This window comes from Pseudomonas sp. RA_15y_Pfl2_54, assembly GCF_963971015.1.
GTDB lineage: Bacteria > Pseudomonadota > Gammaproteobacteria > Pseudomonadales > Pseudomonadaceae > Aquipseudomonas > Aquipseudomonas baetica_A.
The window spans coordinates 1-25,718 of the sequence record NZ_CAXAPN010000045.1; the positions used below are offsets into that span (position 1 = coordinate 1).

The following is a 25,718-nucleotide window of genomic DNA, read 5'->3' on the forward strand; positions in this document are numbered from 1 at the left end:
CCGTATGCCTATCTCAAAGATGTGCTGACGCGGTTGCCGACGCAACGGGCGAGTGAGATCGACCAACTGCTGCCGCATCAGTGGGTATCTGTCTGACTTACGCAACGTGAGTTGGGCAGACGCTTACCTTCGACCTCACTCATTATGGTCTCCAAGCTGTATTAAGATGATTAGAAAAGGATTAAGGCGCTGTGGATTTTTCGCGCAGCCCTTCAGTAGCGCGGCTTGTAGCCATTTTGGCTTGTTAATGATGTAGCCAACCGTACGGTATTTTTTAGCCGATGGTACGGTACTTCCGAGCCAACGGTACGGTGCTGCCTAGCCAATGGTACGGTACTTATTTTTTGCATTTGGAGCCGCTGCTTTTCCTTGCAATGTGCCTAGCCTGGCTACTGGTTGGGGTTTTTGTGAAATACACGTTGCCACCGCCGATTTCGTAGTTGAACGGCTGTCCGTGCAGGTTGTTTGCGTGCTGCAGTGCGTCCAGTGCCCTTCGAATATTTTGCTCACGGCTTGATGTAGAGCTGTCGAGACTGCCGGCCATCTTCATTAGCGTATCAATCGACACTGGGAAGGGCTCAGCATGGGTCGATAGATACCCATGTAGCCACTGCGCTAGGGGTTTCGAGTTCAGACTTCTGCGAACGGCCCAATCAATGTGGGTAAAGTCATTTGGTCCAAACAGGTAAGAAAGCTCAAGGTTCAAAGTGATGACGAGCTTTTGCTCCATATCGTCTCTATAGATCGAGTCAACTAGGCCGCCTGTATAGGACTGGTGTTTTGCACTTAACTCAAGCCTGCCCGCTGCGAGGCGGAACAGGCGCTTGTAGAGGGTTTTTCTATTATTCCCGGCATCCGTCTTCCCTTGTAGTTTCAGAAGCTCGTATGCGCTGGTTTTAAAAGATTTCCCCATCTGCTTTTGGCGAGCGATATGCAACAACGTGATCCAGACATCTAAATCGCCCTGGTCCAAACGTGGTCCCGTGTATCTCATTTGCGTGGGCCTCTGAGTGTAAATTTCGGCGCGCTGTAGGAATGCGTTGCTAGCGGAGCGACTGGACCCGAAAAGCGCAGACCGGAGAGTGATATTGGGTACGCCTCTCGCGTCGTCTGGCCAACTCGTCAGCACCTTTTCAGACCGGACTGGTTCCAGTGATACCACCGTCGGAGTAGGTGGGAGCCTGGAAGCCCGTTCCACTAGTCGCGATAGTTTGGTCACTGCGGACACGGGCTAGTCTTACGCTTCGTCGATAAAGCGAGCTATGCCAGCTACGCGGAAATAGACGCGTCGGCCAATTTTTATCCTGCAGGGTTTTAAGTTTCGGGCGATTTCGTTATCCCCCGATAATGTTATGCGCAGCCCCTCAGGGCTGCGATGAAGGATCTCTGCGACCTGCGATAGTGACAGTAGGGGAGAGCCCCCGTTGCTGGTCAGAATTAGCTCTTCGGTTGTCATGTTTCTTTACCTACAGTGAGTAATGTAGGTAGAACATTACGAGTAATTACGCCTAGAATGAGGCGAATGTTTTTAACTTCTAGGTTGACATGGCGCGCCTCGATTATCTGACGAATCTGCTCAATGTTTACGATCATGATCCTCGTTGTTCAGTCCAGCTTGCTTCTGGCTACAGAGCGGTGTTGGGCCGGCTTAACGCATCCTCGAGCCTAACCTCCAGGCGCTATCCCATCTGGCCTCTGGTTAGGGCGAATTTGGATGCGCCGTTTGATCAATGCCTAGCTGGTTACGAGGGTGAGTGGGCCAAGAGTTTGCTGACTGGTGCTCGGCTGTCGGAAATGGCCCATATCCCACCACCATTTTACGCAGCGCCTTACGTTGTGAGCGCTGAGGCAGGTGGAGGAGGCGGCCTGATGGCTGATGTTCTGGCTCGCGGTGTGATACCCGATAGACCAGAAAATATGCCTGAGATCGACTGGCAGCTCCAGAACTTGGATCGCTGGGATTCAAATATTAGGTTCGCCATTCGTAGTTTGCTCAGTCCGAGCGGGGCGCCGTTCGAAGGCGCGGAATCGCTTTGCGGGGCTTTGGAGTCTGTACGTGACTTGTTTCGATTGATGCACCACTTCAGACCTCTGCGTACAAAGGCACTGAGGGACTTTGATGCCGCTATAGATGACCGGACCCGTCCACAGGATGGCGGTTACTGTGAGCTTTGCTGGCGTGTAAGCATTCGGTCCAGCAGATTGCAGGAAATTGCAGCTCAGCAGCGTTACGAGGTCAGCGAAATTGTCCGCTCAGGTCAATGCCATCTCTCTGCCGAAGAACAGGACGCCAGGCTGGCGCAGGCTTGGATGCTGGAAAGCAGCCTCCACCTCTCTCCATCCTGTAATTTGATATCGAAAGCTGAGGCTGCAAAGCTGCGCCTTGTATTTGAGCGTTTTCGCGTCGAAAAAATCGTGGCCGGGAATCTAAGCAGTCGGCACTGCCGCGTACATAAACCCGGTTCGCCCAAGTATCATGCTGACTTACGCTATAAAGCTGCGTTTCAACGCCACCTGTCCGCACTCACCAGATTGGGAAGGTCTGAGTTTGCATTCAATCTTCGGCCACCCAGTGGTGCCGATACCCAGGAAATAAGAAAAGTCGCCTACGACCAGGTGCATTCAGGCTTGCACGTCGTGACGGGGGGTAGAGGTCCATCGCTTGGTCTACGCGAGAAGGTTTGGATGATGCACGAAGAAGGCATCAGCCAGTCAGAGATGGCAAGGCGGTTGGGAATATCGCGTCAGGCGATATCAAAAGCCAAGAAAAGCCTAGAGTTGTTGATGAACACGCACCATGCGGGTAGCTACATCAACCCTCTAACCGGCGAGGCGCAGGTTCCAGATCCAATTAGAAAGGCTATAAGGGATGCCACGGTGAGAGGGCTATCGATCACGGTAATCGCTAAGGAAGTGGGGCTCAGCAAGGGCACAGTAGATGGGCTGATACGCCTGATGGGGGACTCTAAGTAAAGGCACAGTGCTAGCCGCTTTTGCTCCGGCGGATTTTCAGCCGGGGTAAAAGCGGCTGAAGTTTTGCTAGGACGATGGAGTCGGGTCAGGTGCGTGATTGTATCTGCTCACTCATTCAGTCTTCGGTCAGCGAAAACTCATTTGCGTTAAGCAAGCATTTGCATCCGATCGACTATCGCATGGTGACATGAGGCCCGACAGAAATCGGCCAATAGCGGTAGTACCTCCACTGGCCGTGAGTGGAGCTTTTGGAAATCTGTCTAAAGTAAACTTTGACGTGCTCTGATCGTTGACCTCCGCGGCCCAGTATAAAGCCCGGCTGAGCAGCGTCGTCGCTGAGAAGTTTTAGGCATTTCGCCCATTTGGTTTGTGGTTAAGTGTCATATGAATAAATTGGCCCCTTGATTGTCCTGGCGCGGTGAATGCTTCCCACAAGTGCGGAGGACAAGCTGAGTACCACCACTCCACGCCATTGGGAAATCTGACGTAAATGGTTTCAGAATCCGCATCGTATTTTTCTGCAACTATTCGAGTTGAACCAAACACAGCAATCCATTCAGTCATTTTCAGCCTCGTAGGTACCGCGCCATGCGGCCAATGGTTCACTTATATTTGGAAGGTTCGGAGCTTGACGCCAAGACTCGAGAGAAGGATCCTCTGCTCGCGGCATTGGATTCGGTTTATCCAACATCGCCCGTACCGGCAGTACAAGCGCTTCTCCGCTGACTATAGCTTCCCCTGTCCGCAATGACGGTAAGACCGATGCCAATCCTGCCACGCTGTCAGGTAACGCGGCGCGAATTGCTCCTTGATCTCCGGCATTCGTAAGACGAAGAGCAATTATCGTTCCACACTGCGCTAGCGCTGTTTCCGGGAGTTCAGTTGGTCGCTGGGTTACCAACATTAAACCAACACCGTATTTACGCCCTTCTCGGGCGATCCGATTAGCTGAGTCGCGCGTAGCGGCGCTTGCAGATGCTCCGAGGTATCGATGTGCTTCCTCTAGGACAATTAGAACCGGACTTGGGCGCCCGATTCCAGGCCCATCCGGCTCACTACGCAATGCGACTTCAAACAACATATTTAAAACGACGCCGATAGCAAGATCTGCAGCTGCTGCAGGGACCCCACTGAAATCTAGGACCGATATCGCGCGATTCCCACCTAACCAATCTTGCATCACCTCAACGAGTGGGTCAGTACCAGCAGGATCACCCATAGGCTCTTGAAAGAAGCGTAGCCGCGGGTCAAGTAGTCCTAAACGGATTAAATCAGGCGTTGAACCGTAGACTCCGAATGTAGGACTTTGATGAGGCGGTTGACCTCCAGGACCATACGGCTCGAATTGGCCTGATCGCAATGTAGCTGCATCGCCTGGATCAACCAGACACGCCGTTCCGGGATCCGATTTTGCTCTGCGAGTCTCACGATTTTCTGAGTCCAGTTGGTGCCAAATTGGGCGGATATCAAATGGAACTGGCGTATCCGCAGTGACTGCATTTGGATCAAGCGTTAACCAACTAGAGCTTGAAACGAATTCTCGACGTGCCTGCGCCACGAGATCGTTAAATCGATTAGTGAATGTGGGGCCGCCTGGCCCGCCGGCAAATATTCTTACTATGTCGTTTGCAGGCAATGCCCAGTATGGAACTCTGAGGCGGTTAATATCATCAGCGAGCACACTACGAACGGAGGCGCTCTCGGCAAGAGCACGTCCATATTCTCCATGCGGATCGACAACTACAATATTGGCTGCGTTCCAGCCGCCTCTTATAAAACTCTGTAATAGAGATGCCACTACAGTTGTTTTGCCGGATCCTGTTGACCCTACGACCGCGGCATGTCTTACGACAAGCTTTTTCGCGTTAAGGCAAACTGGTACATCTTCGGTTGCGGATAAACACCCTAATCGTAAATGTTCATCATCCGCATGGGGGAAGATAACGGTAAGTTCTTCAGGTGTCGCGAAATGAACAGGGTCATCGAGTCCGGGAAATACACCAACTCCTCGTTGAAACCGGCCCGTTGCCCGATCAATCTCCCCAAGTAATTGGATTTCTAACCAGCGTTCGTCGCGCTCAATAGTATCGGAAAGAGCTACTTTTCCCACAAGCTCTGCGATACCTACAAGAGTTACAGTGGCAATAAGGTCGATAAGGCCCTGAGGTATTCGAACGAGTGAGCCGATTTGTCCAATAGGTTGAAGCCGCCCCCGGTAAATTGGTGCCACTCCAGCGAGGTTGGGATCGAGTGCAACTATAACGGTAGCACCAAGAACGTTCTTTACCTTACCTATGCACGTCGGATCTTGCCATGACATGCTTATTCTCCTGCGCCTAGACTTTGGATTCCCGCTGCCAATTTTAGTATATTTTCGAGTCGAATATTATTGTCAAAATCACGGCTAGTACTTTTTGCTAGGTACTCTGCCAGTTTGCTGAAGTTTCCGAGTAAGAATGAATTCTGTTCATATATGCCTGGGCAGTCTTCTTCTGCTTCTGTCCAGTTAGCCCTTACTCCGCCTATGATTGCCTCTTGATTGCCTAGCACCTGAAGGTTTGGCGTCAAAAGTGCTCGGTCGGCCAGGATGTCTGGAATGGCTGAATAACAAAAAACAACTATTTCTGTGCGTTCACGCCGCATCGCTGCATCAAAGATTAGTTCGTTTAAATGAGCATCTCCGAACGAATATCCAGCCACTAATACAAGTGTTTCTGGTTGGTGAAATGCTCTGCGCATACGATCTTGAAGGACAAGAAAAGGTACTCGCCTAGACTCTTCATATTTTGTATCGGAAGGATATATCGCTGCCGCCATTTCATTATGGATCGGCTGGCCGACTCGAACAATTTGGCGATCGTCTTCCCATGCCCAGTTGACGGATCCGTGTAGTTTCCATAAGCGTGAAAAAAAGGCAGGAATACTTTCTGCTTCAGAACCTGGTCGAGTTTCCACTAGATCCGTCTGAATTCGGGCGCGCAAATTTCCGATAAACCCGTCAAAATAAGGAACTTGCATTTCTTCAAGTGCGGTCTCCAGTAAAAGGTCATAATTGACTGTGAATATTTCTACTGGTGTGTGGTAGTTTGTACGGGCAAGCCAAGCTGCAAAGTATCTACTTGGTGTGTGGTTGGCATTGCTAATATCTAACTCTTTAATGATTGTTTGACAGATGGCTAGGTCTAAATCTAATGCTGTCTGAGCAGTGAAGTTGTCTAGAGTTTGATCGCCATCTAACAGTGCACTTATGCGCCTTAGCCGACTAAGGCCTTGTTCCAAGTTCCGACCTTTCAGCAGTAGAGTTAATAGGGTTTTTTGGTCATTGTTGAGACTTGCAAGCACTCGTTCCTGCAATTGGGCAATGTCTGGGAGACCGCATGCTTTCGAAGTTCCAGCACCAAAAAAGGTACATACGTGTCTTGAGCGCGTCGCCAGTTTCGCCCCTAAGCCAGAGACAAATCGTAAGGGGTCGTGCGTGACCATATCTACACCAATTCCATGAGGGTGTAAGCAGGCTAGACCAAGTATCACAGTTGCGTGGTGTTATTCGGTATAATTTATTCGATCGTGAAGCTTCTTTTAAATTATTCTCCCTTCTGTAGGCCCTAAGGCATTGTTATAAAAGCCATTTTGTTGAGCAAGTCTTCCTGCTATTGACGTGCAGCTCCTCATAATACGCACCGTAAAAATTTCCAAAGCGCAGGTAGCCCATGCGAGCTCTCAATGCCATGCAACCATTCCTTTCTTCGTTTTTATTGGCTCTCAGATTACTTCCATTCATGCCGGGCACCGTTTGCAATATTTACATCGGGCGAATGATCGGTAACGTCGAATGTAAAAGCTAGGTGGCTATGCATTCACTCAGTTAGGGTCTCTCGCCTCTAGCTTGTCCAATCGGCTTACCAGATCCTCGGCGCGCAGATGCGTGTAACGCTTCAGCATCTGCATGGACTTATGCCCGCTAATGGCGGACACCTCCTGATCAGAAAGGCCACCTTCGACCAGCCGACTGACCGCTTCATGACGAAGGTCATGGAAGCGCAGGTCCGGCATTCCTAGCTTGGTCTTCAGCTTTCCCCAAGTTTTCGTGAAAGCATAAGCGCTGCGCTTACCCTCTTTGCCAGGCTCCCCAAAAAACACCAAATCGCAATCGATTGGGCGAATAGGGTTGTTCATTGCCAGTTGGAACGTGTCGGTGGCTAACCGGGTCAGCGGCACGGTGCGGGCGCTGTCGTTCTTAGTGTCCGAGAGGCGCACCACGCGCTTTTTCAGATCGACCTGATGTCTGCGCAACGATGTTATCTCTGACGAGCGCATTCCGGTCTCCAAGGCGATTCGAACAATCCAGCCCAGCATCGGGTTGCTGTGCGCGTTCACTGCAGCCAGTAGCCGGCGTTCCTCCTCGGCAGATAGTCGCCGATCTCTGCCTTCGCCGGGACTTGGCTTGCGGATGTTCAGCACCGGGTTGAAACTTAGCCCCAACCCCCACTCCTGGATTGCTACGGTGTACAGGTGGCTCAGAAGGGCAAGTTCCAAGCGCACAGTGTTGTTGCTTGTTGGCTTGTCGCGATTGGTGATCGAGGCTAGGCGCGTATCTCGGTAATTGGCGATGATTTCTGCAGAGAGCGCTGCCATCGAGTACTTGCCCAGATGGCTGATCAATTGTTGAGCCTTGGTTGCCTCAGCGCGCTGGGTCGTCGGTTTCTTCGTTGGGCTGATCTCGGCCAGGTAGCGTTTCAATGCCATGGCCAGAGTCATGCGTTCGGACCCACTTCTTTGGATGTACACGCCTCTGACCATTTCATCTTCTGTGCGACGGGCCCAGTCTTCGGCATCACGCTTGGTGCGAAAGGTCTTCGCGTTGGCGGGCCAGCCGGTTTTCCGCACCAGGGCTTTCCAGGTGCCAGCGTCTGTTTTGACGATGGTGGCCATATTATTTCTGCTCCAAAAACGTACCGGTGTTTTGGCACTGTACTGATTTTGTACCTGTGGACCATAGGACTGGTCCAGCTGTTTTTTTCGCAGACAGCAAAAAGCCGCGCAATGCGCGGCTTTGAGTATGGTGGGCCCACACGGACTTGAACCGTGGACCAAAGGATTATGAGTCCTCTGCTCTAACCAACTGAGCTATAGGCCCTCAGTAGGCCGCGGATTATAGCGATGGTTTCTCGGCTGTGCTATCCGAAAAATCCGATACGGCAATATGCAGAAACGTTGCGGCGAATTCTTCGGGCGGCAGGGGAAGGCTGACGATGTAGCCCTGGATCTGTTCGCACCCTTCGGCGGCGAGGAATTTCTGTTGGGCCTGGGTTTCCACGCCTTCGGCGATTACGGTGAATTGCATGCTCCGTCCCAGCGCGATGATGGCGCGCACAATCGCCGCGTCGTGGGGGTCGTCGGGCAGTCCGCGAACGAAAGACTGGTCGATTTTGAGGATGTCCAGCGGCAGGCGTTTGAGGTAACTGAGTGAGGAGTAGCCGGTGCCGAAGTCGTCGATCGCCAGTTGTACACCGAGGTGTTTGAGCTGGTGCAAGACGGCCAGCGCCTCTTCGGCCTGACTCATGATGAAATTTTCGGTAATTTCCAGTTGCAGTAAGCCTGGCTGCAGGCGGTTGTCCTTGAGCAGTTGTTCGATGCGTCCGAGCAGGTTCGGCTGGCGCAATTGCGCGCCGGCGAGGTTGACCGACAGCGGGCCGAGGCTTTCGTAGAGCTGATTCCACTCAAACATTTGCCGGCAGGCGGTTTCCAGCACCCAGTCGCCGATCTGCAGAATCATTCCGTTCTCTTCGGCCAATGGGATGAAGTGCTCGGGCGGCACGTCGCCGAAGGTCGGATGACGCCAGCGAATCAGTGCTTCGGCGCCCACCAGGCTGTGGTCGTCGAGACTGATTTTGGGTTGGTAATACAGATGCAACTCATCGCGCTCGATGGCCCGGCGCAGTTCGTGTTCCAGCGCCACGCGTTCGCTAGCCTGGGCGGTGAGGTCGCGGGTGTAGCTTTCCACGCGGTTGCGGCCTTTGGCTTTGGAGCGATACATCGCGGCGTCGGCGTTTTTCACTAGCGTGGCGACGTCGCAACCGTCGCGCGGGTACAGGCTGGTGCCGATGCTGGCGCTGATGAAGAACTCGTGTTCGCCGGCCTGGAACGGTGCACCGAAGCAATTGAGCAGTTTGGTCGCGATATTGTCCGCGTCGCTAGCCTGTTGCAGGCCCGGGAGCAGGATGATGAATTCGTCGCCGCCTAGCCGCGCGACGGTGTCGATGTCGCGCACTTGTTCTTTCAAGCGCACCGCGATACCCCTGAGCAGCAGGTCACCGACGGGGTGGCCGAGGCTGTCGTTGATGTGTTTGAAGCGGTCGAGGTCCAGGAACAGCACCGCACCTTGGCTGCCGTTTTCCTGCTGGTTGTTCAGCGCCATCAGCAAGCGGCTTTCGAACAGCGTACGGTTCGGTAGGCCGGTGAGCGGGTCGTGGTGGGCTTGGTAGTCGAGTTTGGCCTGGGCATGCTTGAGGCTGGAGATGTCAGCAAACACCGCAACGAAGTGAGTGATGAATTTGTCGCGGTTACGCACGGCGCTGATGGTCAGCCAGCTCGGATACAGTTCGCCGTTCTTGCGCCGGTTGGAAATCTCGCCCTGCCAGTGACCTTCGTGGGTCAATTGATGCCACATGGCGGCATAAAATGCGCTGTCGTGCAGGCCCGAGGCGAGCAGGCGAGGGGTGTGGCCGAGTGCTTCGCTTTCGCTATAGCCGGTGATCTCGGTGAAGGCTCGGTTGACCGCACTGATGTGTTGCTGGGTGTCGGTGATCAATACGCCTTCGGCGGTGCTCTCGAACACGGTCGCAGCCTGTTGCAGTTTTTCCTGCATCAGGTGGCGTTCAGTGATGTCGCGGGCGATGGTCAACATGCAGTCTTCTTCGCCGATCGGCAGCGGACGGCTGGACACTTCGCAGAGACGAATCTGGCCGTCGCTGCGGCGGATATGGCAGGTGAAGTCGCGGACGAAGCCGTCGCGATGCAGCAGGTCGAGCATCTGCTTGCGTTCGTTGAGGTTGACCCAGATCCCCAGGTCCAGCGCCGAGCGGTCTACCGACATCGCGCTGTTGAAGCCGGTGATGCGGCTGAAACCTTCGTTGACTTCCAGCAGCAAACCGTCGCTCTGGCGTGACAGCAGCAAACCGTCCGGTGAAGCGTGAAAGGCCTTGGCGAATTTCTCCTCCGAGGTTTGCAGTTGCTGTTGGGTTTCCTTGAGCTGAGTGATGTCGCGCACCACCACCACCAGTGCAGGCGTCGTGTCGAGGTCGAACGGCTCGGCGGAGATCAGGCCGGTGAACACCTGGCCGTTGTTGCGCCGGAAGGGCATCTCCAGGTTGCGGATGCTGCCGGCCTGCAAGCGCTGCAACAACCCCGGACCCACGCCGGGAATGCCCCAGATATTCAGGTCGGTGGCCGTCTGGCCGATGACTTCTTCGGCTTTCAGGCCTATCTGCTCCTCGAAGGCTTCGTTGACCTCCAGCAGGCAACCGTCGGATAGCCGCGCAATCACCAGAATGTCCGGACATTGCTGGAAGACCGAGGCGAATTTCTGCTCCGAGAGCCGCAAGGCTTCTTCGGTGCGCTTGGTCTCGCTGATGTCGATCATCAGTCCACGCATCACCGGTTCGTGGCCGTGTTCGATCAGGCTGACGATGTCGCGCACCCACAGACAGCGACCGTCGGCGGTGATCACCCGGTAATCGAGGCTGTGATCGCGTCCTGCCAGCACTTCGTGATCGCAGAAGCTCTGGGCGCGAGTCAGATCCGCCGGATGGATGATGTTGCGCCAGAAGCCGGGGACCAGCCAATGCGCCAGCGGATAACCGAGCAGGTCTTCAGCGTGGGGCGATACATAGCTGTAAGTGAAGTCGCTTATACGCGCCTCCCACGCAATGGCCGAAAGGCTCTCCACAAGGCCGCGATAGTGGTACTCGCTGCTGCGCAGTTCCTGTTCCAGGTCGATACGTCGGGCGATTTCCGAGCTCAGGCGCCGATTGATGCGGATGACGGCGGCCAGAATGATGACCAGCAATAACAGACCGGGAAGGCCGTAAACCAGCAAGTCAGACCAGAACGTTCGGTGATCGAGGACGTTACCGACCCAATGCTCTTGAATGCTGCTGATTTCAGCCGGGGTCATGTCTGCCAGGACTTTGTCCAGAATGCCCACCAGCATTTTGTTCTCGCGGGGCACAGCCATCGCCAGTTGATAGCGATATGGGGTTTCGCCGCTGACATACAAACCGTCGAGCTTGAGTTGACGCAGGCTCCAGACGCTTGAAGCGAGGTCGCCGACCACCGCGTCCACCTCATCGGTCGCCAGTGCCTGCAATGCCGAGCTGACATTGGGCATGGCGACAAGATTCAGGTCCGGGTGGTTGAGGCGAAGCAATTCGTGGGGCGCATAGTTTTTCACTACGGCAATTTTCAGGCCGTAGAGGTCTTCTATCTTGCGCGGTTGCGCGCCGCCGACATGGGACAGAATGACAATCGGGAAGTCGAGGTAAGGGCGGGTGAACGACAGGTAGTTCTGGCGCTCCGGGGTGGACATGATCCCCGGCAGCAGGTCGATCTTGCCGCTTTTGACCTGTTCCAGGACTTGCGTCCAGCTCGAAGGCTCGATAGGTGTGAGCTTGATCGCCAGACGCTGGCGTATGACGTCGATGTAGTCAGCCGCCAAGCCCTGATAGCGTGCCTGGTCATCGCGAAACTCAAAGGGCGGCCACGATGCATCCACACCCAGGTGCAAGTCGGGGTGAGCCGCCAGCCAGCTACGTTCTTCATCGGTCAGAGTCAGCGCGGCAGCCGTTGCGGTCCAGATCATCAGTGACAGCAAAAAAAGCACGGACGCCAGTCTGGGCATAACGCTCTCGTTATGGCTCAAGGGTGATTGTTTCGAGTGTAGACGGGGTATGCGGGGGGAGGGGGGAGCGAGGACTTTAATCTTCTACATAAACAAAACCCCCGGCCTGGGCCGGGGGTTCTGGTATCACTCGTCGAGGAAGGAGCGCAGATGCTCGCTTCGCGTCGGGTGGCGCAACTTGCGTAGCGCCTTGGCTTCGATCTGACGGATCCGCTCACGGGTCACGTCAAACTGTTTGCCGACTTCTTCAAGCGTATGGTCGGTGTTCATGTCGATACCGAAACGCATGCGCAGTACCTTGGCTTCACGAGCAGTGAGGCCGGACAGTACGTCACGGGTCGCTTCTTTAAGGCTCTCAACAGTGGCGACATCGATTGGCGACTGCATGGTCGAGTCTTCGATGAAGTCACCCAGATGGGAGTCTTCGTCATCACCGATCGGGGTTTCCATGGAGATCGGCTCTTTAGCGATCTTCAATACCTTGCGGATCTTGTCCTCAGGCATTTCCATGCGCTCGCCCAGCTCTTCCGGGGTCGGTTCGCGACCCATTTCCTGCAACATCTGGCGGGAAATACGGTTGAGCTTGTTGATCGTCTCGATCATGTGCACCGGAATACGGATGGTGCGGGCCTGGTCGGCAATCGAGCGAGTGATCGCTTGACGGATCCACCAGGTGGCATAAGTCGAGAACTTGTAACCGCGGCGGTATTCGAACTTGTCCACCGCTTTCATCAAACCGATGTTGCCTTCCTGGATCAGATCGAGGAATTGCAGGCCGCGGTTGGTGTATTTCTTGGCGATCGAGATCACCAGACGCAAGTTCGCTTCAACCATCTCTTTCTTCGCGCGGCGGGCCTTGGCCTCACCGATCGACATGCGACGGTTGATGTCCTTGATTTCTGCGATGGTCAGACCGGTTTCGGTTTCCAGCGCGATCAGTTTCTGCTGGCAACGAATGATGTCCGGCTGAACACGGCCGATGGCTTCGGCGTACTTGCTCTTGCCTTTGGCCAGGGCGTCGGACCAGCTTTCGTCAACTTCGTTGCTCGGGAATTGGCGCAGGAAATCGGTGCGAGGCATGCGTGCATCACGTACGCATAGCTGCATGATCGCGCGCTCTTGCTGACGCAGGCGATCCAGGGCACTGCGAACACGCTCGACCAGGCCTTCGAATTGCTTCGGGACCAGTTTGATCGGCATGAACAGCTCGGCCAGAGCCAGCAGCTCGGCAATCGCTGCCTTGTTGCTGCGACCGTGCTTTTTCAGAGCCTTGCGCGTGATTTCCATCTGATCGGACACAGCGCCGAAACGCTGGGCAGCGATAACCGGATCCGGACCGCTTTCGGCTTCTTCTTCGTCATCGGAAGAATCGGCTTCATCGTCGTCGGAATCGTCGTCCGCTTTCACGGCCTTCGGATCGACAGGCGGCGGCACTTCTGCCGCAGGCGGCGCGATGCCGTCGTCCGGGTCGATATAACCGCTCAGAACGTCGGACAGGCGACCACCTTCGGTGGTGACGCGGGTGTACTCCGAGAGAATGTGGTCAACCGTGCCAGGGAAGTGCGCGATCGCGCCCATCACTTCACGGATGCCCTCTTCGATCCGCTTGGCGATTTCGATTTCGCCTTCACGAGTCAGAAGCTCGACCGTACCCATTTCGCGCATGTACATGCGCACCGGGTCGGTGGTGCGACCGATATCGGTCTCCACCGCTGCCAACGCAGCGGCTGCTTCTTCCGCAGCGGCCTCGTCGGTATCGGCGTCGGCCAACATAAGGGCGTCCGCATCCGGAGCACTCTCGTGTACGGGGATCCCCATGTCGTTAATCATGCGGATGATGTCTTCCACCTGCTCCGGATCTGAAATATCCTCGGGCAGGTGGTCGTTGACCTCGGCGTAAGTCAGATACTTCTGCTCACGACCCAGTTTGATCAACTCAATAATACGAGACTGCTGTTGCGCTTTTCCGGACATAACACCCTATCCACTGAAGGTCTTGGCGGGCAAAAAACAAGCCGAGGATTATACCTGAGCTATGACCTCACGCGCCAGTTGAGGTCGGGTTTGATGCGGAAACATTGCGACTCAATAGGTCGCGCAGTTGATTTTTCTCTTCGATACTCAGTTCGCTTTGACGCGCTTTGCTGAGCAACTGTTCCAGATTTCGCTCGCGTTGGCGGGCTGACAAGCTAGTAATGGTGTCGAAAAACTGTTGTTCAAGGTTATCTCCGTCAATCAACCACTCCTTTTCTGCCAGCGCCTTGAGCAAGCGACCCTGTTCAGTGCCGTGCCATCGTGCGATCAACTGAAATGAGTTTAGCTTGGGATTCTTCTGTACGGCTTCGAGCAGCGCCACAAGCAACTGGGCGTTGGTCTGATTTTCATCCGCGATGTGCCCGGCGTCTTCGACGCGCTCGGCCAATTGCGGGTGATGGAGCAGTGTGCGCAGGGCCGTCAGGGTCGGTGACTCCACGCCGATGGGCGTGCGCGGGCGTTGTTGATCACGATCTCCGCCGCGCTTGCCATTCTTGTCCCAGGGTTTCTTGTCCCACTTCTTGCCGCCGGCGCCGGGTTTCTTTGGCGTCCACTCTTGCTGCGGCACATACATGTCCTGTGCCTGCGGCTGATGGTAGTCGCTGTAGTCCGGCATTGCGTCGTAATCGATGCCCGGATCGTAGGCGGGTGGCGCTTCCTGCGGCGCACTTTGCGCCAGTTGACTGACGGTTTCGCTGCTCAGGCCGGTGATTTCGGTCAAGCGCTGACGCATCAGGATGCGCAGGTTGGCGCCCGGTACTTTGTCGATCAACGGTGCGGCGAGGGTGGCCATGTGGGCCTTGCCTTCGAGTGAGCGTGGATCGGCCTCTTCTGTCAGTTGCTGGAAGAAATAATCCGCCAGCGGTTGGGCGTGCTGATTGATTCGGGCTTTGAAAGCATCGGTGCCTTCGGCGCGGACCAGGGTGTCCGGGTCTTCGCCCTCGGGCAGGAACAGGAATCGCGCGCGGCGACCGTCTTGCAGGCTCGACAGTGTTGCTTCGAGTGCGCGCCAGGCGGCGTTGCGGCCGGCCTGGTCGCCGTCAAAGCAAAACAGTACGTTCGGCACGACGCGGAACAAGCGCTTCAAGTGCTCTTCGCTGGTGGCGGTGCCCAGCGTCGCGACGGCATTGCGCAAGCCTTGCTGGGCGAGGGCGATGACGTCCATGTAGCCCTCGACGACGATTATTTCGTCGAGGTTGCGGTTGTTCTTGCGTGCTTCATAAAGGCCGTAGAGTTCCTGGCCTTTATGGAATACCGGGGTTTCCGGCGAGTTCAAGTATTTGGGCTTGTCATCGCCGAGCACGCGCCCACCGAAAGCGATGATCCGGCCTCGGGTGTCGCGGATCGGGAACATCACGCGATCACGGAAGCGGTCATAGCGTTTGCCGGTTTCGGCGTTCTCGATCAGCAGGCCGGCGTCGATCATGGCTTTTTGCTGCAATGTGTCGCTGCTCAAATGCTTGAGCAGGTTATCCCAGCCGGGCGGTGCGAAGCCGAGGCCGAAATCCCGAGCGATCTCGCCAGTCAGGCCACGGCCCTTGAGGTAATCCACTGCGGCTTTGCGCGATGGATGGCTCTTCAGTGCCTGCCGGTAAAAGTCGGCGGCGGCGCTAAGCAGCGGATACAGCGGCGAGTCGGTCGGCTGTCGCGGTTTGTGCTGACGGCCACCTTCTTCGCGGGGGATTTCCATGCCGGCAGCTTTCGCCAGATCTTCGATAGCCTGGGGGAAGTCCAGGTTGTCATGATCCATAAGAAAGCCGAGGGCATTACCGCCAGCGCCGCAGCCAAAGCAGTAATAGAACTGCTTGTCGGGACTGACACTGAACGAGGGGGTTTTCTCTTTGTGAAACGGGCAGCAGGCGGTGTAGTTCTTGCCGGCTTTTTTCAGTTGCACGCGCGAGCTGACCACGTCGACGATGTCGGTGCGGTTCAGGAGGTCGTCAATAAAGCTCTGGGGAATCAGCCCGGCCATGGCGTTCTCGTCGTCTGCGCTGTAATAAGTCCGATGCGAAGGGCGGCCGAACACGGTTCGTTGCTCGAAGCGCGCAAAATGTGCGGCTCGACCGGTGTCGTCTGCTTGATCGCTGTCGGGAAGTGTATCTGCCGAAAATCCACTGACGTTAATGCCTATCAGTTTTCGACTATTTGAAAGTGTTGCGCTGAATCCGCTGACGGCCGGTTAATGGCCTCGGATAGCTCAATAAAACGGGCACGCATGCAGGTGCCTTGGGCTGATCGTCGTTAGAGAAATCAGTGGGTGTGCTCGTCAGTAGCCTTGAAAGGCTCGTCAGAAAAGACGTGCACCGCTGGCAAAAGAGCCAGGCCTGACGCGGTGAAGCAGATTTGTCTAAGTCGCGTCTGCGGCTTCGACGGTGAAGCATCAAGCGTTTTACGCAAATGCCATTAGCCCGGCTGAGGGCCGGGCTTAGGCAAGAAGCTTGCTACGAACGTCTGTGTATTAGTACAGACGAACGGCGCGGCGCTGTTCGCGCTGAACTTTCTTGGCGTGACGCTTAACAGCGGCTGCTGCTTTACGCTTACGCTCAGAAGTTGGCTTCTCGTAAAATTCGCGGCTACGAACTTCAGCCAGTACACCGGCTTTTTCGCAGGAGCGCTTGAAACGACGCAGAGCTACGTCGAAGGGTTCGTTCTCTTTAACTTTGACGGCTGGCATCCAGAGCTACCTTCATTCATTACCGGGGTCAACATCCTCGCGGCAAAAGAGCACTTGAAGACGTCGGTTTTTAAGGGTTGCGGATGTTAACCCCTCATCGCTCGGAATGCAAAGCCTCTGATCGAAAACCGCTGGCCGGGGCATCACGCGGCGACTATTATGCGCGCCTTCGAATTCAGCCTAAACAAGGCGCAAACCCATGCTAGTACTGGGATTAGAAACCTCCTGCGACGAAACCGGTGTCGCATTATATGACAGTGAACGCGGCTTGCTGGCCGACGCATTGTTCAGTCAGATCGACTTGCATCGTGCCTACGGCGGTGTGGTGCCTGAGCTGGCCTCGCGTGATCACGTCAAACGCATGCTGCCCTTGATTCGTCAGGTGTTGGCCGAGGCTGACTGCGTGCCCACCGAGATCGATGCGATCGCTTATACCGCAGGTCCTGGCCTGGTGGGTGCGCTACTGGTCGGCGCTTCTTGCGCACAAGCGCTGGCCTTTGCCTGGGGCATTCCGGCGCTGGGTGTGCACCACATGGAAGGCCATTTGCTGGCGCCGATGCTGGAACCGAAACCGCCGCAATTCCCGTTCGTCGCTTTGTTGGTCTCCGGTGGCCATACACAGTTGGTTCAGGTCGATGGCATTGGCCAATACAGCCTGCTCGGCGAGACCCTTGATGACGCCGCCGGTGAAGCTTTCGACAAAACCGCGAAAATGATGGGCCTCAATTACCCGGGCGGGCCGGAAATCGCCAAGCTGGCGGAAAAGGGTGTCGCGGGACGTTTTACTTTTCCGCGTCCGATGTGCGATCGCCCGGGGCTTGATTTCAGCTTCAGTGGTCTGAAAACCTTCGCACTCAACACTTGGCAGCAGTGCGTCAGCGCCGGGGACGACGGCGAGCAAGCCCGCTGCGACATCGCGCTGGCGTTCCAGCAGGCCGTGGTGGAGACTCTGACCATCAAGTGCAAGCGTGCCCTGAAACAGGCCGGCATGAAGCGTTTGGTGATCGCCGGTGGCGTCAGCGCCAACAAGGCATTGCGCGTTTCGCTGGAGAAAATGCTCGGCGACATGAAGGGCGACGTGTTTTATGCGCGCCCCGAGTTTTGTACCGACAATGGCGCGATGATTGCGTTTGCCGGCTGCCAGCGTTTGCAAGCCGGTCAGCAGGAAAGCCTGGCGATCAGCGTGCAGGCGCGCTGGCCGATGGAGCAGTTGTCGGCGTTGTAATGAGCGTCGCTCTTGAACGGTATTTAGAAATGCCGTTCGCGCCCGGCAAACAGGTCGCGTAGATTGCCGCGGTGGCGCCAGACGATGAGCAGTGTCAATGCGCACATCGGCAACAGCGCCTCCGGTTCCTGCCAGGCGAGCAACGGCAGGGTCAGCGGTGTCGCAATCAGGGCCGCCAGCGAGCTGGTACGGGTCAGGTAGAACGTCAGCAGCCAGGCGCACACCGCCAGCAGGGCTGCGGGCGGATACAGCCCCAGCAGCATGCCGGCAGCAGTGGCGACACCTTTGCCGCCGCGAAAACGGAAATACAGCGGGAACAGGTGACCGATCACGGCGCACACGCCGATCCAGGCCTGATCTTGCAGCGACAGGCCTGCTGCGGATGCGATCAGCACTGGCAGCAGGCCTTTGCACAGATCACCCAGCAGGGTCAGGATCGCCAGTTTGCGACCGGCCAGGCGCAGCATGTTGGTGGCGCCAGCATTACCCGAGCCACTCATTCGCGGATCCGGGTTTCCGGTCAGGCGGCTGAGCAAAATGGCGAAGGACAGCGAGCCGAGCAGGTAGGCGAGAGTCGCCAGTAACCAAAACATGCTAACTATTCCGGGCGAGGACGCCCTGATTCTAACGGCGCATTGCGCCCTTGTCGTGCAGCGGAGAAAAGTGCTTGGACAGAGTATTTATCGAGGGCCTGGAAGTTGACACCGTCATCGGTGCCTACGACTGGGAGCGCGGCATCCGACAGTGCCTGCGTCTTGATCTGAGCTTCGCCTGGGACAATCGCCCGGCCGCCGCCGGTGACGACCTGACCCTGGCGCTCGACTACGCTAGCGTTTCCACGCGTATTCAGGCTTTTGCCGAGCAGGCGCAGTTTCAGTTGGTCGAGACCTTCGCTGAGCGTCTGGTCGAGGTGCTGATGACTGAATTCAAGATCACTTGGGTGCGTCTGAAGCTGACCAAGCCTGGCGCCGTGCCGGCCGCCAAAGGCGGAGTGGGTGTGGAGATCGAGCGCGGATGTCGCTGACTCAGGTCTATCTCGGGCTCGGTAGTAACATCGAGCGCGAAACCCATTTGCGTGCCGGTCTTGATGCGCTGGCCACGTTTCTGGTGGATATCCGCTGTTCGGCGGTGTTCGAGAGCCAGCCGGTAGGCGTCAAGAGCGGGCCGTTCTTCAATTTCGTGGTCTCGGCGTTTACCGATTTGCCGTTGATGGAGCTGGATCGCCGGTTGAAATTCATTGAGGCCGATAACGGCCGTTATGCCCCGGATCGCAAGGGGTTGCCGCTGGATATCGACGTGCTGTTGTACGGCGATCTGGCGGGCAATTTCGACGGGCTGGTGCTGCCCCGAGCCGAAATCTTGAAAAATGCCTTTGTGTTGTGGCCGTTGTCGTTGATTGCCCCGGATCGCGTGCATCCGGGTGTGGGAAAAAGCTTCGCGACGTTGTGGGCTGAGGCACAGATTGATCAGGTGTTGGCGCCGGTGAGGTTTGAGTGGCGGGGTGAGCAATTGACCCCTTCAGTTCTGTGTTGACCTGACTGACACCTTCGCGAGCAAGTCAGCGCCCGCATTGGAGCGCATGTTACCTGTGAGCGCTGGCTTGCTCGCGAAGCTGTTCAGCAGGCCGAAGCTTCCTTGTAAGTCTTCAAGGCCTTGAGCCGCTCGCGCTTGAGCGCCTCGCCCAGTTCCGGGCCCTTGAAACCCTTCTCCAGCAACGGTTGCACCGCCACACCTCGCGCCACTGTTGCGGCGCCACGCAAGTAATCGGCCTGTGGATAACTGCGCTGCTCCAACCCTTTACGGCCTCGCGCATCCATCTCGCAGGCGGCAATGAACTCCTCAAAACGCTGCGGTCGGCGATACACGTCAAAACTCTGCAGTAACTCCAGCAATGTCGATGCTTTCAACTCCAGAGCGCGGTGGCCATGGGTGTGATACTGGCCAACCAGCAGGGCCAGTTCCTGGCAATCTTTCGGCGCCTTGAACCGCGCGTTGACGGCTTTGATCAGCTTCAGCCCTTTGTGCTCGTGGGCAATGTGCCGCGGCCATTCTTCTTCAGGGGTCAGGCCTTTGCCGAGGTCGTGCAGCAGGCAGGCCCAGCGCACGGTCAGTGGTTGCTTGTGCAGCGCTGATTGCTCCAGCACGCTCAACGTGTGAATGCCGCTATCGATTTCCGGGTGATGAATTTCCGGTTGCGGTACGCCAAACAGCGCGTTGACTTCCGGCATCAGCACCTTCAAAGCGCCGCATTCGCGCAGCACCTCAATGAACACCTGTGGCTGATTTTCCATCAGTGCCCGGGAGATTTCTTTCCAGCTGCGTTCAGCCGTCAGCGCCTCCAGTTCGCCCGAATCGCTGAGCTGACTCATCAGCGCCAGGGTCTCGGGTGCAATGCTGAAACCCTGCTCGGCGTATCGGGCCGCGAAGCGTGCAACGCGCAGTACACGGAGTGGATCTTCGGCGAACGCCGGAGAAACGTGGCGCAGAACTCGAGCCTCCAGATCGCGCTGGCCATGGTACGGATCGGTCAGATTTTGCTGATCGTCCTCGGCCATGGCGTTGATGGTCAGGTCACGGCGTATCAGGTCTTCTTCAAGTGTGACTTCGGGACTGGCGTGGAAAGTAAAACCGCCATAGCCACGACCGCTTTTGCGCTCAGTGCGGGCGAGGGCGTATTCCTCGCCGCTTTTTGGGTGAAGAAACACCGGGAAGTCTGCGCCAACCGGGCGATAACCCTTGGCGAGCATTTCTTCCGTAGTGGCGCCAACGACCACCCAATCGACATCGGTGACCGGTTTGCCCAGCAAGCGATCACGTACTGCACCGCCAACCTTGAAAATCTGCATAAAAAACCTCCGTTAGCCCGACAGGATAACCCTTGCGTCGGACTTTCGGAGGCCGCTAGCGGATCAAAGATGAATGACGGCCAGGTCGAGTCGACCGTAATCCCCTTCGCTGTGTTCACTGCGTGGCGGTACGTGATGGGTTTTCATGATCTGGTCGCCTTGCAGGGTTTCCAGATGAATGTCGAAGCCCCACAAGCGATGCAAGTGCTTGAGCACCTCGTCAGTGGAGTCACCCAGCGGTTTGCGGTCGTGTTGCTGGTGGCGCAGGGTCAGCGAGCGGTCGCCGCGACGATCGATGCTGTATATCTGCACGTTTGGTTCACGATTGCCGAGGTTGTACTGCGCAGCCAGGGTTTCGCGAATGATCCGGTAACCGGTTTCGTCGTGAATCGCCGGCACCAATAGATCGTCCTTTTGATCGTCATCGAGGATGCTGAACAGCTTGAGATCGCGGATCACCTTCGGTGACAGGTACTGAAGGATGAAGCTTTCGTCCTTGAAACTGCTCATGGCGAACTTGATGGACGACAACCAGTCAGTCCCGGCGATCTCGGGGAACCAGTGACGGTCTTCTTCTGTGGGTTCTTCGCACATGCGGCGAATGTCACGGTACATGGCAAAGCCGAGTGCGTAGGGGTTGATGCCGTTGTAGTAAGGGCTGTCGAAGCCTGGCTGGAACACCACGCTGGTATGCGATGTGAGAAATTCCATCATGAAACCATCGGTGACCAGACCCTCGTCGTACAGGTCGTTCATCAACGTGTAGTGCCAGAACGTCGCCCAGCCCTCGTTCATTACCTGAGTCTGGCGTTGCGGATAGAAATACTGGGCGATCTTGCGCACGATCCGCACGATTTCGCGCTGCCACGGCTCCAGCAACGGCGCGTGTTTCTCGATGAAGTAGAGAATGTTTTCCTGCGGCTCGGCCGGGAAGCGGGCGTTATCCTTGTCGCTGTACTTGTCGGCGCCTTTGGGGATGGTGCGCCACAGATCGTTGATCTGCTTCTGCAGGTGTTCTTCGCGATCCTTCTGCCGTCGGCGTTCTTCTTCGGCGGAAATCGGATAAGGGCGTTTGTAGCGGTCGACGCCGTAGTTCATCAGTGCGTGGCAGGAGTCGAGCAGGTCTTCTACCGCATCAATGCCATGGCGTTCTTCACATTGCATGATGTACTGCTTGGCGAACACCAGATAATCGATGATCGAACTGGCGTCGGTCCAGGTGCGGAACAGGTAGTTGCCCTTGAAGAAACTGTTGTGGCCATAGCAGGCATGTGCCACCACCAGAGCCTGCATGCAGATGGTGTTTTCCTCCATCAGATAGGCGATGCACGGATCGGAGTTGATGACGATCTCGTACGCCAGCCCCATCTGCCCGCGGCTGTATGATTTTTCGGTGCTGAGGAAGTGTTTGCCGTAGGACCAGTGGTGGTAACCCAGCGGCATGCCGACCGAAGCGTACGCATCCATCATTTGCTCGGCGGTGATCACTTCGATCTGGTTGGGGTAGGTGTCCAGCGCATAGCCCGCCGCGATGCGGGCGATCTCGCGGTCGTAGGTCTGGATCAGCTCGAATGTCCATTCGGAGCCGGTGGAAATGGGTTGGCGCTTCTGCTCTTTGGCGGTCATGTCACTAACCTGCGCTGGAAGAGTTCACGGAAGACCGGATAGATATCCCCGGCCGAGACCAGTTGCTGTTGGGCAAACGTGTCAGAGAAGGCTTCGGCGATACGTTCGTATTCGTACCACAAGGCCTGATGTTCGCGCGGGGTGATTTCCACATAAGTGTAGTACTGCACAAACGGCATGATCTGGTTGATCAGGATGTCGCGGCAGATCGGTGAGTCGTCGTTCCAGTTGTCGCCGTCGGAAGCCTGAGCCGCGTAGATGTTCCACTCGTTGCTCGGATAGCGCTCGGCCATGATCTCCTGCATCATTTTCAAGGCGCTGGAGACGATGGTGCCCCCGGTTTCCCGCGAGTAGAAAAACTCCTCTTCGTCGACTTCACGGGCACTGGTGTGGTGACGGATGAACACCACGTCGATCTTGTCGTAGTTTCGCTTCAAAAACAGGTACAGCAGGATGAAAAAGCGCTTGGCGATGTCCTTGGTCGCCTGGGTCATGGAGCCGGAGACGTCCATCAGGCAGAACATCACCGCTTTGGAGCTTGGATTCGGCTGCTTGACCAGCAAGTTGTATTTAAGGTCAAAGGTGTCGAGAAACGGCACGCGATGGATGCGCGCGCTGAGTTTTTCGATCTCCGTCTCGATTTCCTGAATGTCGCCGAAGTTGTCTGGCTCCTCGCACTTGAGGCGCGCCAGTTCTTCTTTGGCTTCACGCAGTTTTGCGCGGCTGCTGCCGGACAGGGCGATGCGCCGCGCATGAGCTGAGCGCAGGGTGCGGATGATGTTGATGCGTGAGGGATTACCTTCGTTACTGATCCCCGCGCGAACGGTCTTGAACGTGTCGGTACCGGTCAGATTGCGTTTGACCAGGTTGGGCAGTTCGAGGTCTTCGAACATGAATTCGAGGAATTCTTCCTGAGTGATCTGGAAGACGAACTCGTCCATGCCCTCGCCAGAGTTGCCGGCCTTGCCCGGTCCACGTCCGCCGCCGCCGCCCGGTGGGCGAGCGATGTGTTCGCCGGCGGTGAATTCCTTGTTGCCGGGATGAACAACCGTCTGCTTGCCGCCGCGACCATGGTGAAGTACCGGTTCATCGATGTCGCGACCGGGAATGCTGATCTGCTCGCCGTGCTCCATATCGGTAATGGAGCGCCGGCTGACCGCCTCTTCGACAGCCTTCTTGATGTGGTCACGGTAACGTCGCAGAAAGCGCTGACGGTTCACCGTGCTCTTGTTCTTGCCGTTGAGACGTCGGTCGATTACATAGCTCATAGGCCCCTCCGGGGAGCTTGAAGTCGTAAGCCTCAAGCAGCAAGCGATGCGCCGTCAGTTCCCGATATCGGGGCTCACCCGCTTTTCTCTTGCCGCTTGTAGCTAGAAGCTTGCAACTGCTTCACTGCGACTTCCGGACCCGTAGGTACCATTCGGAAAGTAGCCGTACCTGTTTGTCGGTGTAGCCACGTTCGACCATTCGTGTAACGAAGTCGTTGTGCTTTTGTTGATCCTCCTTGCTGGCCTTGGCGTTGAAGCTGATGACCGGCAGCAGGTCTTCGGTGTTCGAGAACATTTTTTTCTCGATGACCACCCGCAGTTTTTCGTAGCTGAGCCAGGTCGGGTTCTTGCCGTTGTTGTTGGCCCGTGCGCGCAGTACGAAGTTGACGATCTCGTTGCGAAAATCCTTCGGATTGCTGATGCCGGCCGGTTTTTCGATTTTTTCCAGTTCTTCGTTCAGGGCTACGCGGTTGAGAATCTCGCCGGTTTCCGGATCGCGGTATTCCTGATCCTGAATCCAGAAGTCTGCGTACAGCACGTAGCGGTCGAAAATGTTCTGGCCGTACTCGCTGTAGGATTCCAGGTACGCGGTCTGAATCTCCTTGCCGATGAACTCGATGTAGCGCGGTGCCAGGTATTCCTTCAGATAACGCAGATAGCGCTCGCGCGTCTCGGCCTGAAACTGCTCCTGTTCGATCTGCTGTTCCAGGACATAGAGCAGGTGCACCGGGTTGGCGGCGATTTCATGGGGATCGAAGTTGAAGACTTTCGAAAGGATCTTGAACGCGAAGCGGGTCGACAGGCCGTTCATCCCCTCGTCGACGCCGGCCGAGTCGCGGTACTCCTGAATCGATTTGGCTTTTGGGTCGGTGTCCTTGAGGTTTTCGCCGTCGTACACGCGCATTTTCGAATAGATGTTGGAGTTTTCCGGCTCCTTGAGGCGTGACAGCACGGTGAACTGCGCCAGCATCTTCAAGGTGTCGGGCGCGCAGTGGGCCTTGGCCAGGGAGCTGTTGAACAGCAGCTTGTCGTAGATTTTTACTTCATCGCTGACTCGCAGGCAGTACGGCACCTTGACGATGTAGATCCGGTCGATGAACGCCTCGTTGTTCTTGTTGTTACGGAAGGTATGCCATTCCGACTCGTTGGAGTGGGCGAGCAGAATCCCGGTGAACGGAATCGCGCCCAGACCTTCGGTACTGTTGTAGTTGCCTTCCTGTGTGGCGGTCAGCAACGGGTGGAGCACCTTGATCGGTGCCTTGAACATTTCGACGAATTCCATCAGGCCCTGGTTGGCCCGGCACAGCGCACCCGAATAGCTGTAGGCGTCCGCGTCGTTCTGTGGGTATTCCTCGAGTTTACGGATGTCGACCTTGCCGACCAGCGCGGAAATATCCTGGTTGTTCTCGTCACCCGGTTCGGTTTTGGCCACGGCGATCTGGTTGAGGATCGACGGGTACAGCTTGACCACGCGGAACTGGCTGATGTCGCCGCCGAATTCGGCCAGGCGTTTGGTTGCCCATGGCGACATGATGGTGTTCAGGTAGCGCCGAGGGATGCCGAAGTCTTCTTCGAGGATCGCGCCATCTTCGGTGGCGTTGAACAGACCCAGCGGAGACTCGAATACCGGCGAGCCCTTGATTGCATAGAAGGGCACTTTTTCCATCAGCTGTTTCAGCTTCTCGGCCAGGGACGATTTACCGCCACCGACTGGGCCGAGCAGATAGAGGATCTGTTTCTTCTCTTCCAGGCCTTGGGCGGCATGGCGGAAATACGAGACGATCTGGTCGATGCATTCTTCCATCCCGTGGAAGTCTTCAAAGGCCGGATAGCGACGGATCACCTTGTTGGAGAAGATGCGTGACAGCCTCGAATTGGTCGAGGTGTCGAGCAGTTCCGGTTCGCCAATAGCCATTAACAGACGCTCGGCGGCGGAAACATAGGCGCTGCGATCCGTTTTGCACAGCTCCAGGTACTCCTGCAGTGAGAGTTCTTCCTGGCGTGTGGACTCGAAGCGTTGTTGGAAGTGGCTAAAGATACTCATGACGTCACCTCGCTCGATACGTGGAGCCGACGCCGGATCAGTCAGTCGATGCTGGCAAGCGGCCGTCGTGGCTGCTTGTTTACCCCCCAGAACACTTTCGCGGTCGACAACCTTGAAAGTCACTCCCGA

At 56.2% G+C, this 25,718-nt stretch carries 20 protein-coding genes and 1 tRNA gene; 5 read left to right on the plus strand and 16 right to left on the minus strand.

The annotated features are described in order from the left end of the window. A partial coding sequence (locus AACY50_RS26005; RefSeq protein WP_221733679.1) for a transposase domain-containing protein occupies nt 1-96 on the plus strand: 96 nt, incomplete at its 5' end. 241 nt (nt 97-337) lie between these two features. Here AACY50_RS26005 and trfA read toward each other — a convergent pair. Together trfA and AACY50_RS26015 are read right to left on the minus strand one after the other, a co-directional pair. Continuing rightward, the gene (gene trfA / locus AACY50_RS26010) at nt 338-1,228 is read right to left on the minus strand and encodes a plasmid replication initiator TrfA (protein WP_339539475.1); all 891 of its coding nucleotides are present in this window, start codon (nt 1,226-1,228) and stop codon (nt 338-340) included. Between the two features lie 9 nt (nt 1,229-1,237). After that, nucleotides 1,238-1,456 (minus strand): hypothetical protein, encoded by a 219-nt coding sequence (locus tag AACY50_RS26015; RefSeq protein ID WP_054998860.1) that lies wholly within the window; start codon nt 1,454-1,456, stop codon nt 1,238-1,240. A 413-nt stretch (nt 1,457-1,869) separates the two neighbouring features. Here AACY50_RS26015 and AACY50_RS26020 point away from each other — a divergent pair, with 413 nt between their 5' ends. After that, complete coding sequence (locus AACY50_RS26020) at nt 1,870-2,973, plus strand: helix-turn-helix transcriptional regulator (RefSeq protein ID WP_339539477.1); 1,104 nt, start codon at nt 1,870-1,872, stop codon at nt 2,971-2,973. 345 nt (nt 2,974-3,318) lie between these two features. On the opposite strand, the gene AACY50_RS28875 is transcribed toward AACY50_RS26020, so the two are convergent. From AACY50_RS28875 to rpsU, 9 genes are all read right to left on the minus strand, one after another. Beyond that, nucleotides 3,319-3,537 carry a KTSC domain-containing protein gene (locus AACY50_RS28875; RefSeq protein ID WP_122759328.1) on the minus strand — a complete coding sequence of 73 codons (219 nt, stop codon included), beginning with the start codon at nt 3,535-3,537 and terminating at the stop codon, nt 3,319-3,321. After that, on the minus strand, nt 3,530-5,293 hold the full coding sequence (locus tag AACY50_RS26025) for an ATP-binding protein (protein WP_339539479.1): 1,764 nt from the start codon (nt 5,291-5,293) through the stop codon (nt 3,530-3,532). The genes AACY50_RS28875 and AACY50_RS26025 overlap by 8 nt, the downstream gene beginning before the upstream one ends. A 2-nt stretch (nt 5,294-5,295) precedes the next feature. Further along, on the minus strand, nt 5,296-6,456 hold the full coding sequence (locus AACY50_RS26030; RefSeq protein ID WP_339539481.1) for an SIR2 family protein: 1,161 nt from the start codon (nt 6,454-6,456) through the stop codon (nt 5,296-5,298). A gap of 378 nt (nt 6,457-6,834) precedes the next feature. Beyond that, a complete protein-coding gene (locus AACY50_RS26035; RefSeq protein WP_339539483.1) occupies nt 6,835-7,905 on the minus strand; it encodes a tyrosine-type recombinase/integrase in 1,071 nt (356 codons plus the stop codon). A 128-nt stretch (nt 7,906-8,033) separates the two neighbouring features. Next, nucleotides 8,034-8,110, minus strand: a tRNA-Ile gene (locus AACY50_RS26040). Nucleotides 8,111-8,125: 15 nt separating this feature from the next. After that, complete coding sequence (locus AACY50_RS26045) at nt 8,126-11,872, minus strand: bifunctional diguanylate cyclase/phosphodiesterase (protein WP_339539485.1); 3,747 nt, start codon at nt 11,870-11,872, stop codon at nt 8,126-8,128. Nucleotides 11,873-11,998: 126 nt separating this feature from the next. After that, nucleotides 11,999-13,846, minus strand: a complete 1,848-nt coding sequence (gene rpoD / locus AACY50_RS26050; protein ID WP_339433294.1) for an RNA polymerase sigma factor RpoD — start codon at nt 13,844-13,846, stop codon at nt 11,999-12,001. Between the two features lie 67 nt (nt 13,847-13,913). Further along, a complete protein-coding gene (dnaG, locus tag AACY50_RS26055; protein WP_339433335.1) occupies nt 13,914-15,878 on the minus strand; it encodes a DNA primase in 1,965 nt (654 codons plus the stop codon). Nucleotides 15,879-16,364: 486 nt separating this feature from the next. Beyond that, nucleotides 16,365-16,580 carry a 30S ribosomal protein S21 gene (gene rpsU / locus AACY50_RS26060; RefSeq protein ID WP_002551877.1) on the minus strand — a complete coding sequence of 72 codons (216 nt, stop codon included), beginning with the start codon at nt 16,578-16,580 and terminating at the stop codon, nt 16,365-16,367. Nucleotides 16,581-16,779: 199 nt separating this feature from the next. Here rpsU and tsaD point away from each other — a divergent pair, with 199 nt between their 5' ends. Continuing rightward, nucleotides 16,780-17,805 (plus strand): tRNA (adenosine(37)-N6)-threonylcarbamoyltransferase complex transferase subunit TsaD, encoded by a 1,026-nt coding sequence (tsaD, locus tag AACY50_RS26065; RefSeq protein WP_339539487.1) that lies wholly within the window; start codon nt 16,780-16,782, stop codon nt 17,803-17,805. Between the two features lie 23 nt (nt 17,806-17,828). Here the strand turns inward: tsaD and plsY are convergent, their stop codons facing one another. Beyond that, on the minus strand, nt 17,829-18,398 hold the full coding sequence (gene plsY / locus AACY50_RS26070) for a glycerol-3-phosphate 1-O-acyltransferase PlsY (RefSeq protein WP_339433296.1): 570 nt from the start codon (nt 18,396-18,398) through the stop codon (nt 17,829-17,831). A gap of 74 nt (nt 18,399-18,472) precedes the next feature. On the opposite strand from plsY, the gene folB reads away from it, so the two are divergent. Beyond that, nucleotides 18,473-18,829, plus strand: a complete 357-nt coding sequence (gene folB, locus AACY50_RS26075; protein WP_056786656.1) for a dihydroneopterin aldolase — start codon at nt 18,473-18,475, stop codon at nt 18,827-18,829. Next, on the plus strand, nt 18,820-19,338 hold the full coding sequence (gene folK / locus AACY50_RS26080; protein WP_339433297.1) for a 2-amino-4-hydroxy-6-hydroxymethyldihydropteridine diphosphokinase: 519 nt from the start codon (nt 18,820-18,822) through the stop codon (nt 19,336-19,338). The genes folB and folK overlap by 10 nt, the downstream gene beginning before the upstream one ends. Nucleotides 19,339-19,421: 83 nt before the next feature. Here folK and AACY50_RS26085 read toward each other — a convergent pair whose 3' ends face one another. The 4 genes from AACY50_RS26085 to AACY50_RS26100 form a co-directional block, all read right to left on the minus strand. Further along, the gene (locus tag AACY50_RS26085; RefSeq protein WP_339539490.1) at nt 19,422-20,651 is read right to left on the minus strand and encodes a multifunctional CCA addition/repair protein; all 1,230 of its coding nucleotides are present in this window, start codon (nt 20,649-20,651) and stop codon (nt 19,422-19,424) included. A 63-nt stretch (nt 20,652-20,714) separates the two neighbouring features. Beyond that, a complete protein-coding gene (locus AACY50_RS26090) occupies nt 20,715-22,277 on the minus strand; it encodes a SpoVR family protein (RefSeq protein WP_221731106.1) in 1,563 nt (520 codons plus the stop codon). Then, nucleotides 22,274-23,545, minus strand: a complete 1,272-nt coding sequence (locus AACY50_RS26095) for a YeaH/YhbH family protein (protein WP_339539492.1) — start codon at nt 23,543-23,545, stop codon at nt 22,274-22,276. Before AACY50_RS26095 ends, AACY50_RS26090 begins: the two co-directional genes overlap by 4 nt. Nucleotides 23,546-23,666: 121 nt before the next feature. Then, entirely contained in the window at nt 23,667-25,589 is a 1,923-nt protein-coding gene (locus AACY50_RS26100) for a PrkA family serine protein kinase (protein ID WP_339433299.1), read from the minus strand. Nucleotides 25,590-25,718: the final 129 nt, after the last annotated feature.